Source organism: Sorangium sp. So ce117 (assembly GCF_051524395.1).
In the GTDB taxonomy this organism is placed as follows: Bacteria; Myxococcota_A; Polyangia; order Polyangiales; family Polyangiaceae; genus Sorangium; species Sorangium cellulosum_B.
The window spans coordinates 3965106-3978508 of record NZ_CP150309.1; the positions used below are offsets into that span (position 1 = coordinate 3965106).

The 13403-nt window shown below is 70.8% G+C and carries 6 protein-coding genes; 2 read left to right on the top strand and 4 right to left on the bottom strand.

The window, feature by feature from the left end; translation table 11 throughout:
* Window positions 1-789 precede the first annotated feature (789 nt).
* Window positions 790-3594, top strand: a complete 2805-nt coding sequence (locus tag WMF46_RS14890) for an RICIN domain-containing protein (RefSeq protein ID WP_437986221.1) — start codon at window positions 790-792, stop codon at window positions 3592-3594.
* 182 nt (window positions 3595-3776) lie between these two features.
* Here WMF46_RS14890 and WMF46_RS14895 read toward each other — a convergent pair whose 3' ends face one another.
* The 3 genes from WMF46_RS14895 to WMF46_RS14905 all read right to left on the bottom strand — a co-directional run bounded on the left by WMF46_RS14895 (window position 3777) and on the right by WMF46_RS14905 (window position 7558).
* On the bottom strand, window positions 3777-5261 hold the full coding sequence (locus tag WMF46_RS14895; RefSeq protein ID WP_437984921.1) for an IS4 family transposase: 1485 nt from the start codon (window positions 5259-5261) through the stop codon (window positions 3777-3779).
* Between the two features lie 289 nt (window positions 5262-5550).
* The gene (locus tag WMF46_RS14900) at window positions 5551-6924 is read right to left on the bottom strand and encodes a FecR domain-containing protein (RefSeq protein ID WP_437986222.1); all 1374 of its coding nucleotides are present in this window, start codon (window positions 6922-6924) and stop codon (window positions 5551-5553) included.
* Complete coding sequence (locus WMF46_RS14905) at window positions 6917-7558, bottom strand: RNA polymerase sigma factor (protein WP_437986223.1); 642 nt, start codon at window positions 7556-7558, stop codon at window positions 6917-6919. The genes WMF46_RS14900 and WMF46_RS14905 overlap by 8 nt, the downstream gene beginning before the upstream one ends.
* Before the next feature lie 264 nt (window positions 7559-7822).
* Between WMF46_RS14905 and WMF46_RS14910 the strand changes: the two genes are divergently transcribed.
* Entirely contained in the window at window positions 7823-12964 is a 5142-nt protein-coding gene (locus tag WMF46_RS14910) for an AAA family ATPase (RefSeq protein ID WP_437986224.1), read from the top strand.
* 20 nt (window positions 12965-12984) lie between these two features.
* Here WMF46_RS14910 and WMF46_RS14915 read toward each other — a convergent pair whose 3' ends face one another.
* Window positions 12985-13341 carry a hypothetical protein gene (locus tag WMF46_RS14915; protein ID WP_437986225.1) on the bottom strand — a complete coding sequence of 119 codons (357 nt, stop codon included), beginning with the start codon at window positions 13339-13341 and terminating at the stop codon, window positions 12985-12987.
* Between the last annotated feature and the right edge of the window lie 62 nt (window positions 13342-13403).

Genomic DNA, 13403 nt, shown 5'->3' on the forward strand with positions numbered 1-13403 from the left:
ATGTTGACCATCGCCTGACGCTCTCTCCTTGCCCTGGCCCCTCGGCGATTCACCCCGTGTCCCTCCGGGTCCCGCCTCGGGGGAGCGACCTGCCTGGATGTGTGCAGGGATCGACGCACGGCGGATCCCTGGTCATCCGATGATCCAGGGGTGCCGCGGCAACTCTCGTTCAGGCGAGACTCGACCCGTTCAGTGACACGGGCGAAGAGGGCGCGAGAAGCCAAATGTCTCGGTCGATGTGGGACATTGCGGCACAAGTCATTGGCCATCAACTGCCGTGGTCGTGGCTTCGTAAATAGTCGTTCATAAATGCCGGTAAAGTGAACGAGATGGATAGGTGCGCGGCAGAATGAAGAGGATCGAGGGCGGGAGACCGGCGCGGAGATGCGCAAGTTCGTGCGTGTTTGCACGGATTTGTAGACGATCACGCGAACGATCATGCATGTGTTCGAACATGTGAACGCTCACGTGAAAGACCATGTGAACGAACACGTAAATGACCACGCAAACGAACATGCAAATGACGCGGTGGGACGCATGATGGGCTTGACTCGCAACACGATACGGGACAAGAGTAATCCTCTTAGCGGTGCCTGACCGCCTGTCGAACGAGTCCTCCAGCTCCGCACCTCGTGATCGAGATCCCCTGGGGGGGCGATGACCGATGACCACCGCGGCCGTCCCTCCGGAGCCTCCATCGCGCATTGCGTGTCGAGAGCCCCTGACCAGCGCAAGGGCAGCGTCGAGCTGTAGATAGACCGTACTTCTTACTTGACAGAGGAGAACAACATGAGATTCGCATCAAGGAGCGCCTTGCTTGCCTCCGCGACGAGCCTTCTCGCCGTCTCCTGCATCGCTGGTCTGGACGACACCGGCAGCGAGCAAGGCGACGCGCTCGGGGAGAGCCTTACGATCGACCCGAACGCGGTCTACACGCTCGTCGGCGTGCAGAGCAGCAAGTGCGTCGAGATACGCGGGGGCAGCACGGCGAGCTCGGCAGCTGCGCAGATCGCCACGTGCAACGGCGCCACGCGACAGCAGTTCCGGGCGGAGTCCGCGGGGAGTGGATACTTCCGGCTGCGGAACGTGAACAGCGGCCTCTGCCTCGGGATCAACGGTGGATCGACGGCGAACGGCGCCACCGTCGTCCAATCCAGCTGCGGCAACGCCACGAGCCAGCAATTTTCGTTCGTGGACGTCGGCAACAACGCCCAGCGGATCATGGCCCGAAACAGCAACAAGGCGCTCGACGTCACCGGGCGGTCGACCGCGGACGGCGCCGGCCTCCAGCAGTACAGCTGGGCGAACGGCGACAACCAGAAGTTCACGTTCAAGGTCGTGGGGGGCAGCTCAAGCAGCGCGAGCAGCAGCTCAAGCAGCTCAAGCAGCTCAAGCAGCTCCAGCAGCGCGAGCACCGGCGTCGGTGGTTCGGGCGGATCCGGCGGCGCTGGTGGCGCTGGCGGCTCGACCAGCTCAAGCAACTCGACCAGCTCCAGCAGCTCGACCAGCTCAAGCAGCTCCAGCAGCGCGAGCACCGGCGTCGGTGGTTCGGGCGGTGCTGGCGGCGCTGGCGGCTCGGGCGGCGCTGGCGGTTCGGGCGGCGGCGACGCGGACACGGGGGTCAACCCGGCGTCGGGCTGCACGCTCGGCTACAGCCAGATCCCGGACGGGAAGGGCGGCAAGAACGTCGAGGCCGTCTGCCTTCCGAAGGAGATGAACTTCAACATGGCCGCGTCGCTGGAGGCCTTCAAGACGACGGTCTACCCGCTCTTGACCGCCAACTGCTCTGGCTGCCACAGCTCGACGGGCAAGGCCCAGGCGCCCATGCACTCCGACGTCGATCCGGCGCTGGCCCACGAGTACGCGCTCACGCGCGTCAACTTCAAGAAGCCGGCGGACTCCAAGCTCGTGGTCCGGATGGGCATCGACCGGCACAACTGCTTCGGAACGAGCTGCAGAGACGCGAACACGCAGATGCTCAACGCCGTCACGGCGTGGGCGAACGCCGTCGCGCCGACCCTGCCGGCCACCCCGCGCCCCGTCGCGGCCGGCGAGAAGGTCACCGAGGACCAGGTCAAGGCGTGGATCGCGACGGACAAGGCCACCGTCGCCGCGGCGGACGCGGAGTTCATCAAGTACGCCTCGCTGCACGAGCTCCACAACGCGGGCGTCAGCGCAGAGGAGCTCAACGTTGCCAGGGTAGGGCTGTCCAAGGCCCTGAACTCGACAGCGCGCTGGGCCCCCACGATCGTCAACCCGGTGGACATCAACGGCAAGGGCATGGTCTACCGCTTCGATACCCGCAACTACTGGGGGTACAACAAGGGGGTCACGAAGCTCCACTTCGGCGGATCGGACGACGACGTCTTCTTCGGGAGGACCTCGGTCAACTACCTGGGTGAGCCCGTCGGCTCCGACGTCACGTTCAGGGAGCGCTACAGATACACCTCGACGGTCCAGGTGGATCCGAGCTTCGCCAGGCTCGTCTGGGGGCGCGTCCTCGCCGGCAACGTGGAGGGCGCCACGGACAGCCAGGTGCTGCCGCCCAACGTCAACGGCTTCAAGACCGATTACATCGAGGCGAGCCAGCTCGTCTACACGCTGACACGCCCGGACGTCTACAACGCCATCATGGCGATCCCCTGGTACGCGCAGGATCTCGAGGCCGAGCTCGGCGTCATCAAGGACGCGGGGATCAAGTCGTACGAGTACATGCTCACGAAGCAGGCCATCACCGTCGATTCCCGCATGTACTACAGGGCCAGGACGAAGAGCGGCGGGTTCTACTGGAAGACGTGGGACGTCTTCTCCGGGCAGCTCGACGGCGTGACCACCATCGAGCAGGCGTACGAGACGGGCCAGATCCGGTTCCCCTTCTGGGCGCACCCGATCCCCAAGTTCATCAGCGGGGCTGGCGGCTCGGCGAGCAACTACAGCTTCATCGCGACGCTGGCTCAGCCGAACGGCACGGAGCCGGCGGGGTGCGACGGGGCGCCGAGCTACGCGGGCGGTAGCTACATCAACTGCCGCTACTACACCGGGACCGACGGCCTCCAGCAGTCGGCGGAGGAGGTGATCTGGGATCTGCCGAACGGCCTGCAGGCGTACTCGCTCTGGGGCGGCATCAACCAGCGCCGCGTCGACGCCTTCGTCAACATCGTGCGCGATCCGCGCCTCCAGAAGACCGCCTCGGACGCGCAGATCAACAGCACGCTGGGCTTCGCCGCCCAGGACCGCCGCCTGAACACCGGCAGCTCCTGCATCGGTTGCCATGCCGACGGCATGAACCGAGGCAACAACGATCTGCGCGACTGGCTGGACGCCGGCGGCTCGCGCCTCCCGAAGGGCGAGCACGGGGTCGACGGGTGGATCAACGACGCGGCGACTGTGGCTCAGGTCAAGGAGCTGTATCCCCCGTCGACCGTGATGCGGCCGCGCATGGAGGACGATCGCAAGGTCTTCCTGACGGCGATGGCGAAGATGAAGCGGGGGATGGTCCTCGGCGCGGACAAGAACGTGTACGTGGAGCCGACGATCTGGACCATCGAGTGGGCGCAGAACTTCTACAAGTACCCGCTGAGCCGCTCGAACTAGGACCTTCACTTCCGAGCTCATCCGTGCTCGCCGCGCGAGAGGGCGCGGCGAGCTGACCGGCCCGAGGTGGGCAGCGGCGCGCGACAGGGCGCGCCGGATTGCCTTCCTCGGGCCTCCGCCTTCCACCACACCATTGGTCACCAACGTGAACGTGAACGTTTACGTGGTCGTCTGAGGATTGATCACATTTCCCCCTTAGTTTTCGCTGTGTTGGCGAGGGCGGCGTTCCAGCCCGTCTCCAGCATGAGCAAGGTTTGCATTCCGCGCGCAAGCGTCAGCCAGCCGGGGGGGCCGTTGCGCTTGAGATGTCCACCAAGACCGGCAACGGCGTAGAGCGCATCGACTACCGTCGCCCCCTGAGCCGGCAGCTTCTTGGGCTGGTGCTGGTGCAGCAGCTTCAGCTGCGTGGGGTTCAGGGCTCGTTCCGCGGGCGCGTTGGGCTCAAGGCGTGACAGAGAGCGCAGCAGCAGCATCTGCCACGCGATCGGGGCGAACAGCGCCATCGCGTTCGTCAGGCTCCGGAAGCTCTCGAGCTGGCGCGTCTCGAGGGCGCAGCCGGTCTTGAGCGCCTTGAAGAACTCCTCGATGAGCCACCGTGCCCGGTAATGGTCGACGATCGCTGCGATCTGGTCGGGCGTGTCGACGGGCTCGTTGGTCGCCAGCACCCACGCGACCGGCTCTTCGCCCGCTGGCGTGTCGATCTCCTGCACCAACACGACGTTGACCGCGAGCTCTTCGGCCAGCTCGGGCAGGTAGTACGGACGGCGCAGCGCCACGCGCCGAGCGCCGACGCCCAGCGTGGCGCTCCGCTCCGAGCGCGCGGGGTGCGCGCGCTTGCTCGCAGGTACCGGTCCGGCGCGGCGTTGGGTGAGCACAACCTCGCGACTGAGCCGGATCGGCAGCTCGACCAGCGCCTCGCTCAGCCGCAGCGGAGCGCTGTCGTCGAGCGATTCCTCTTCGTCCTCGGCCAGCTCCGACACGTTCCGATCGCGCGCCATGCGCACGACGAAGCGGTGGCCCTGCTCGACCATGGCGCACAGAAGCGGGTAGGCGTCGGCCTCGCGGTCCATGACGTGCAGCAGCGACGTGCGGTCGCCCACGGCCTGCTCGGCCGCCTCTACCTGCCGCAGCCAGCGCGTCGACTCCTTGTCGGTCACGCGCGCATAGTCGCTGCCCGTCCTGTTCTTCTTGCGTGGGCTCTTGGAGAGGGCGGAGGCTTTGCGGGCCCAGCAGGCAAGGCCCAGCAATCCGAGCGGCTGGTTGATCGCGTCGGTGGCCACGGCGAGCGTCGCGTGCGCCAAAAAGCCCTGCGTGTCCTTGCCGTTGAGCGGACCGAGCCCTTTGCGTGCTCCGTCGCCGTCGAAGGCGACCGCGGTGGTGTCATGCACCGCGCGAACCGTGTCGTGACCGGCCATGCGCTCGAGGGTCTGCTCGCTGTGGGCTTGCACCAGCGCACCATACGACACGCGCTTGTTGCCAAGGAGCCGGTAGAAGCCCTCCAGCTCTGCCTCTGTCTTCAGCGAGTCCGGGAAGCTCTCGCCCGGCGCGACGCTCAGCCGTGCCACCACAGCCCGGACCCGCTGATGCAGGCGCGCATCGCCCAGCTGCACCGTCTCGAACTCGCGAACGATCGAAGGCGTCGTTTCCGGCACATCGGGATTTCCCATAACATTTCAGACGCTTGGCGCGTCCGAAACGGATCAAAAAATGTGCGGGATCCTCAGACGTGGTCGTGGTCGTGGTCGTCAACGGTAGGCCGTGAACGACCACGACCACGACCACGTAAACGACCACGACCACGTAAACGAGCACGACCACGACCACGTAAACGTTCGGATGTAGGAGAACGCGGCGCGAAGCCTGGGTAACGCTTATGGGGGTAAGCCCACACCAGCGAACGTTCTCCCGATCGGATCAACCGATGGATGCCAGAACGGGGGAGTCACCCGCCGGGCGTCACGGCGTGAGGAGATCGCGCGCCACGGGCTCATGCGCGCCGCGCGGGTGGCGCTTCAGGTAGAGCTCCGCGATGGGGCGCGCCGCCGCCCGGCCGGCCGTACGCTCGATCGCCACCATCTTGCGGCCGAGCGCCTCGGCCGCGAACGGGCCGCCCGGCGACTCGGCGAGGTACGTGTCGTACCAGGCGACGGCCGCCTCGGGCGAGCCGCCGTCGTGGATCAGGCGGCCGAGCAGGAAGGCCGCCGCCTTGCCCTGGCTCGTCCCCGGGAACCGCTTGCGCGTCGCCGAGAGCGCGCGCTGCGCCACGTCGCCCCGCCGCGCGTACCGCGCCGCGTCCCCGAGGGCGACAAGGTCGTCCAGCGAGCCCCGCTCGAGCACCCCCCCGAGTCCGCGCTGCTCCGCCTCGGCCAGGACCGCCCGGAAATCCCCCGCCGCCACGCGCTGCGCCCAGCTCGGCGCCGCCGCCGCGCCGGCCGGCGCCGCCGGCCCCGCACCGTCCGTCGGAGGGCTCGCGGGCGCCCCCTCTGCCCGCGAGCCCTCCGGCCGTACGGCCCCGGCGTCGCCGCCCCCGGCGTCGCCAGGTCCGATGGTCTTCTCCTCCCGGGGCTGCGCCGCCGTGCCCGCGGGCGGCAGCGCCTTCGGCGCCGGGTCCGCCGCGCTCGCGGCGTCGCCGCTCGAGATCTGCACGTCGCCCTCGCGCATCCGCGCCACGAGCCGCTGCCCGGCGCGGAGCGGCAGCCCGTCGGGCGCGAGCGGCCCGCGCACGGTCACGCTCCCCTCGTGCAGATCGACGCGCAGCGTGCCGTCGCCGCGGCTCCAGGACACGTCGAACGCCGTGCCGGTGACCAGCACCGCGAACGGCCCCGCCTCGACGGACCAGCGCGCCCTCGGCCGCCGCGTGACGCGCAGCGACGCGCGGCCGTCCTCGAGCAGCATGCGCGCCCCGGCCGCGTCGACGTCGACCACGCGCATCGCGCTGCCCGGCGAGAGCGCGACGGAGGTGCCGTCCGTGAAGCGGAGCCGCGCCTCTCCGCCGGCCGTCGCGGCGATGTACCGGCCCGCGGCGGAAGGCGCGCCCTCGACGGCGTAGTCGAGCGGCCGCGCCGGCCAGAGCGCGACGAGCGCGAGCGCGAGCGCCGCCCCGCCGGCGAGCGCGAAGCTCCACCGCGGCCGCCCGGTCAGCGCGCTCCACAGGGGCGAGGCGCGCAGCCACGAGCCCACGCGGCCCAGCGCTCCCGCGCGGCCCGCGCCGCGGCTCACCGCCTCCACGAAGCGGGCGCGCTCGGCGGCGTCGTGCGCCGCGTCGACGTCCGCGGGGACGCCGCTCCGCACGATGTCCGCGAGCCGGCTCAGCTTCTCCGCTTCATTCATCGCGATCTCCTCCGTCGGCGGGGAGGGTCCCGGGCCGATCGAGGTCCTGCGGGGCCTTGGTGAGGTAGGCCGAGAGCGCGGGATCGCGCTCCGCGGCGGTGAGGATCCGGTGGGACGCGCGCGCCAGGTGGCGCTTCGTCGTGGCCAGGGAGCAGCCGAGCGCGGCGGCGATCTCGGTGAGCTCGAGCCCCTCGATGAACCGCAGCACGAAGAGCGTCCGGGACCTGTCGTCGACCTGGTCGAGGATGCGGTAGAGCCGCGTGAGCGCCGCGCGCCCCTGCGGATCCTGCTGCGCGCCCCCCATGTCCGGGAGCTCGCCCGAGGGCGACAGCTGGAGCCAGCGCCGAACGCGCCGGCGCCGCAGCTCGGCGCGCGCGACGCGCACCGCGATGCCGACGATGAAGCTCGAGAGCAGCGAAGGGTCCCTGAGGTCCTTCGCCACGCGGAAGAAGCGCAGGAACGTGTCCTGCACATGATCGTCGACCTCGTCGCCCGGCCCGAGGGTGCGCGTCAGGATCCGGCGCACGAGCGGCGCGAACCTCTGCCAGAGGATCGGCGCGGCGCCCGGGTGCCCCTGCGCGGCGGCGCGCGCGAGCGCCTCGTCGTCGGTCGCCATCAGCGGTAGCGCCTGCACGCCTCGCCTTTGCGTGAAGGGCGCGACCGCTGTCAAGGGCGGGACGGTCGACCGGCGCGTTGGGAACACGCCCAGCAGTGTTCTCCAGAGGTCCACCGCGGCTCAAGATTCGGCACGCCCGCGCACCGGAGGAGCTCGAGACAGGGTTAACGATCGAGGAAGCTCGATACCATGTGCGCTGGGCTAACGATTTCGGTCGCGGCGGATCCCGACGTGGTGTGAACGTTCTCACAGCAGGTTCCGTATCGGTTGTAACCTGTACGCATGACGACACCTGGGGCGGTTCATGTCATCGGATCGGCGACCTCGCCGCAGGGCTACGCCGCGGAGGCCATCCTCCACGAGGGCACGATGATCACCGTGTGCCGCGCGCGCCGCGCGTCGGACGGGCAGCCGGTCGTGCTGAAGGGGCCGAGCGCCGGGCGGGCGTCGCCGCGCGCGATCGCGAGGCTCCGCCACGAGCTGGTCATCACGCGCGAGATCGCGCACCCGGGTGTCCTTCGCGTCCTGGACGTCGAGGAGAGCGACGGGGGGCCCGTGCTCGTCCTGGAGGACTTCGGCGGCGCGTCGCTCGACATCGTCTCGCGGAGCGAGAGGCTCGGCCTGGGCACGACCCTGCGGATCGGCATTCACGTCGCGGACGCCCTCGCGTCGCTGCACCACGCGGGCATCATTCACAAGGACGTCAAGCCGCACAACATCCTCGTCCGCCTCGATCCGCTGGTGGTCAAGCTCTCCGACTTCGGGATCGCAACGCGCCTGTCGCAGGAGGCGCCGAGGGCCGAGAACCCGGGCGCCGTGGAGGGGACCCTTGCGTACATGTCACCCGAGCAGACGGGCTGGATGAACCGCAGCCTCGACTGCCGGACTGACCTCTACTCCCTGGGCGTCACCCTCTACGAGGTGCTCACGGGCGCGCCTCCGTTCACCGCGCCGAGCGCCATGGAGCTCGTGCACTGCCACCTGGCCAGGACGCCGGCGCCGCCGCACGCCGCGTCGGCCGAGATCCCGAGCGTCGTCTCCGATCTCGTCATGAAGCTCCTCTCCAAGGCCGCCGAGGATCGGTACCCGTGCGCCGAGGCGCTGCGCGCCGATCTCGAGGAGTGCCTCCGGAGGTACGAGGCCGACGGCCGCGTCGATCCTTTCCCGCTCGGCGAGCGCGACGCGGGCGGCCGGCTCTGGCTGCCGGAGAAGCTCTACGGGCGCGAGGCCGAAGCGCAGGCGATCGTGGCCGCGTGCGAGCGCGCGGCGGCCGGCGCCGTCGAGCTGTTCCTCATCTCTGGCCACGCCGGCGTCGGCAAGTCCGCCCTCGTCCGCGAGGTCTACAAGGTGCTCGCGCGGCGGCCCGGGTACTTCGTCTCGGGGAAGTTCGGCCAGCTCAAGCAGCGCACCCCCTACGCGGCCATCGCGCGGGCGTTCGGCGAGCTGTGCGAGCGCATCCTGTCGGAGGGCGAGGAGTCCGTGGCGCGCTGGAAGGCCCGGCTGAGCGCCGCGCTCGGCTCGATCGGGCAGGTCGTCGTCGACGTGATCCCCGAGCTCGAGCGCGTCGTCGGACCCCAGCCCGCCGTGCAGCCGCTCGGGCCGAGCGAGTCGAAGAACCGCTTCAGCCTGGCGTTCCAGACCTTCGTCCGCGCCGTCACGGAGGAGCACCTCCTCGCGCTCTTCATCGACGACCTCCAGTGGGCCGACCCGGCCTCGCTGAAGCTCCTCGAGCTCCTCATGACCGATCCCGACGTCCGCGGGATGCTCGTGATCGGCGCCTACCGCGACCACGAAGTCGACGACGCCCACCCGCTGGCGAGGTTCGTCGGCGGCCTGCGGGTCGCGGGCGCGTCCGCCTCCGAGGTGTGGCTCGGGCCGCTCGAGATCGAGGACATCCGCCGGCTCCTCGCCGACGCCCTGCGCTGCCGCCTCGAGGACACGGACGCCTTCGCGGCGCTCATCCTGGAGCGGACCGCGGGCAACCCGTTCTTCATCCACCAGCTCCTGCACGCCCTCGCCGGCGAGGGGATCGTGCGCTTCGATCCGGCCGCGGGGGCGTGGGCGTGGAGCCTCGAGCGCGCCCGGAGCGCGGAGGGCGCGGAGGGCGTCGTCGAGCTGATGGCCGCGAAGATGCGGCGGCTCGCGCCCGGCGCGCAGCGCGCCCTCCGGCTCGCCGCCTGCGTTGGCCACCGCTTCGACCTCCGGACGCTCGCGCTCGTCGCCGAGCAGCCCCCGGGCGAGGTGGCCGCGGCCCTCTGGGAGGCCCTGCGGGCGGGCCTCGTCGTGCCCCTCGATCCCGAGTACCGCCTCGTCCACGCCGGCGAGGCGGCGGTCGCGGGCAGGCTGCTCGAGGACCCCTCGTTCCGCGTCTCGTACCGGTTCCTGCACGATCGCGTCCAGCAGGCGGCGTACGCGCTCATAGACGAACCGGAGCGGAAGCGGCTGCACCACCGCATCGGCCGGCTGCTCGCGGCGAGCCTCGGCGAGGACCCGAGCGACGAGGATCTGTTCGTCGTCGTCGGCCACCTGAACCTCGCCCCGGCCCCGATCGAGGATCCGGCGGAGCGCGGCGAGCTCGTGCGGCTCAACCTGGCCGCGGGGCGGCGCGCGCAGGCGGCGACCGCGTACGACGCCGCGTTCGGCTACCTGAGCGCCGCGGCGTCCGCGCTCGGCCCGGATCCGTGGGCCGGCGAGCCGGGCCTCGCCTTCGGCGCCGTCGACATCTTCGACATTTGCGCCGCGAAGGCCGAGTGCGCGTACCTGAGCGGCCGCAGCGACGAGGCGGAGGCGCTCTTCGACGCCCTCCTCGAGCGCGCCACCTCGGACGTCCAGCGCGCGCGCGTTTACTGCATGCGGATGGTCCTCTACAACGCGCAGCACCGCTGGGCGGCCTCGCTCGCGGTGGCGCTCCAGGGCCTGCGCCTCTTCGGCATGGAGGTGCCCACCGAGGGCGAGGCGCTCGCCGCCGCGCTCCGCGCGGAGCTCGCCGAGGCCGAGCGCGGCTTCGCCGCCCTGCGGGGCGAGGACGTCGGCGCGGCCCCCGAGCTCGCCGATCCGCGCGTCAGGATCGTGGTGGAGATGCTCGGCTACGGCTCGCCCTCGGCGTATATCGTCAACCCGCCGCTGGCCCAGCTCCTCGCCGTCAGGATGACGAACCTGTCGCTCCGGCACGGGATCTCGCCGATGGCCAGCGTGGCGTACGCGCTCCACGGCTTCTACCTGGCCGCGTTCTGGGGCCAGCCGCACGAGGGCTACAGGATCGTGCGGATGGGCGTCGCCCTGAACGACAGGTACCGGGTCGATGCCATCAGGGCGAAGGTCGACTTCAACTACGGGGTCGTCATGAACCACTCGAGGCCGCAGCGCGAGGCGCTCGAGGTCCTCCAGCGGGCGCGGGTCGCCGGGATGGAGACCGGCGACTTCATGTTCGCGTCGGCGGCCTCCAACATCGTCGCGCAGATGAAGCTCAGCCTGGAAGGCGAGCTCCGGCGCGTGCGCGAGGACGTCGGCGGGTTCCTGCGCTTCACCTCCCGCACGAAGGACGCGCTGTCGACGGCGGTCCAGACCCTCGCGCTGCAGGTGATCCAGAACCTCGAGGGACGCACGCTGGACCGCGGCACGCTGAGCGACGCCGGCTTCGACGAGGACGCCTTCGTGCCGAAGCTCGATGGGATGGGCTTCGCGATCGTCGCTGGCTTCTACTACACGAACAAGCTCGCGCTCGCGTACCTCTACGGCGATTACGAGGGCGCGCTGCGGATGGCGCGCCGCGCGCGCGAGCGGGCCCGCGCCGTGACGGGCCAGTACATCGGCATCGTCGATCTGCCGCTCTACACCTGCCTCACCATCCTGGCGCTCGGCCCTCGGGCGAGCGGGGAAGAGGGCGGCGCGCTGGCCGAGATGCTCGCGTCGAGCCACGACAAGCTCGCCGTCCTCGCGCGGGACTGCCCCGAGCTCCGGCACCTGGAGCTGCTCGTCCGGGCGGAGCGCGCGCGCGTCGCCGGGGAGGCGCTGGAGCCGATCCTCGAGCTCTACCAGCAGGCGAGCGACGCGGCGGAGCAGGCGGGGTACGTGCGCTACCGCGCGCTCGTCAGCGAGCTCTGCGGCAGGTTCCTCGCGGCGAGGCGCATGCCGTGGCTCGCGCGCTCGTGCCTCGTCGATGCTTACCAGGCCTACGCGCGCTGGGGCGCCACGGCCAAGCTGCGGCAGATGGAGGAGGCGTACGTCCAGCTGCTCCCCCGCGCGGCGGCGGGCCAGGCCGCGTCCGCGAGCGTCCTGTCGAACCTGACCTCGGTCGCCTCGTCGACGACCGATACGGTCGCGCGGCGCGTGGCGCTGCTCGACGCGGCGGCGCTCATCCGCGCCGCGCAGGCGGTGGCGCGCGAGATCGATCTCGGCCGCGTGATGACGCGGCTGCTCCGGCTCGCCATCGAGAGCGTCGGCGCCCAGCGGGGCGCGCTGATCCTGGACCACGAGGGCGGGCCGCGCGTGGAGGCCATCGCCGAGGACGAGGGCGAGGTGCGCGTCGGCCCGTCCACGCCCGTGCGCGAGAGCGGCGCCGCCGCAGCCCGGGTGATCGAGCTCGCGATGCGCACCGGGAGCGCCGTCGTCGTGGCCGACGCCGCGCAGGACGGGCGGTTCGATGGCGACCCCTACGTCGCGGCGCGCAAGCCGCGATCGGTGCTCGCGCTGCCCATGGTGAGCCAGGGGGAGATCTCGGGCGTCCTCTACCTGGAGAACAACGCCGCGCCCGAGGTGTTCTCGCCCGCCCGCCTCGACGTGCTCGAGCTCGTCGCCGCGCAGGCCGCCATCGCCGTGAAGAACGCGCTGCTCTATGCGCGCGTCCAGGCGGCGAGCGACGAGCTCCGCAGGGCCAACGACGCGCTCGAGGCGGCCGTCGCCGCCCGCACCGCGGAGCTCTTCGCGGCGAAGGTGCAGCTGGAGGCGGAGCTCGTCGAGCGGGAGAGCGCCGAGCGGGCGCGCGCCGCCCTCCAGGAGGACCTCATCCGCGTTCAGCGCGAGCGGCTCGCCGAGCTGTCGACGCCGCTCATCCCGATCACCGACCAGATCATGGTCATGCCGCTCATCGGGACCCTGGACGCGGAGCGGGCCGACGAGGCGCTCGAGACGGCGCTGCACGGCGTGGCGGACACGTCGGCGCAGGTCGTCATCCTGGACATCACGGGCGTGAAGGGCGTGGACAGCAGCGTCGCCGCGACGCTCGTCCGGGCCGCGACCGCGCTGCGGCTGCTCGGCGCCGAGGCGGTGATCACCGGGATCCGAGGCCACGTGTCGCAGACGCTGGTCAGCCTCGGGATCGACCTGAGCGAGACCGTCGTCCAGGGGACGCTCCAGCGCGGGATCGCGTACGCGCTCCGGAAGACCGGCCAGGCGCGGCAGCTCGCCGCCATGGCCCCTCGCTGACGGCCCGCGATCGCGGGCGCTCAGTTGGCGAGCTTGTTCGCCTCTCGCGGGCCGAAGATCGCCTCCCAGTTCGAGCGGTAGGCGTCGGTCGCGACCTGCGCGGGGCCTGACCGGGGCGACTCGCGCGCCGCCGGGAGGAGCACCTCCACGTCGAAGAGCCGCGTGTGCTCGGACCGCTGCGTCAGCTTCACGAGCTCCCCGTTCAGCGGGCGCCCGTGCTCGGTGGGCCGCAGCTCGCCGATCTCGAGCCGGTCCTCCCGGCTCCGGATCACCCGGAAGCCTTCCCCCTGCTCGACGGGGCTATGGATGAAGACGACATCCTGATTCGCGGCGGGCGCGGGCGTGTCCTGGTTCTGCGGGGGCTCGTCCTTGCCCATCGCGAGAGTTTCCCACGTTTGCCCCCCCGAGCGCCAGGTGAAGCGAGCGGTCGATCACCGCT

What these genes read in the sequence shown, in the direction of transcription:
- WMF46_RS14910 (WP_437986224.1), top strand. Translation starts at nt 7,823, where the DNA reads ATGACGACACCTGGGGCGGTTCATGTCATCGGATCGGCGACCTCGCCG.
- WMF46_RS14915 (WP_437986225.1), bottom strand. Translation starts at nt 13,341, where the DNA reads ATGGGCAAGGACGAGCCCCCGCAGAACCAGGACACGCCCGCGCCCGCC.
- WMF46_RS14900 (WP_437986222.1), bottom strand. Translation starts at nt 6,924, where the DNA reads ATGAATGAAGCGGAGAAGCTGAGCCGGCTCGCGGACATCGTGCGGAGC.
- WMF46_RS14895 (WP_437984921.1), bottom strand. Translation starts at nt 5,261, where the DNA reads ATGGGAAATCCCGATGTGCCGGAAACGACGCCTTCGATCGTTCGCGAG.
- WMF46_RS14890 (WP_437986221.1), top strand. Translation starts at nt 790, where the DNA reads ATGAGATTCGCATCAAGGAGCGCCTTGCTTGCCTCCGCGACGAGCCTT.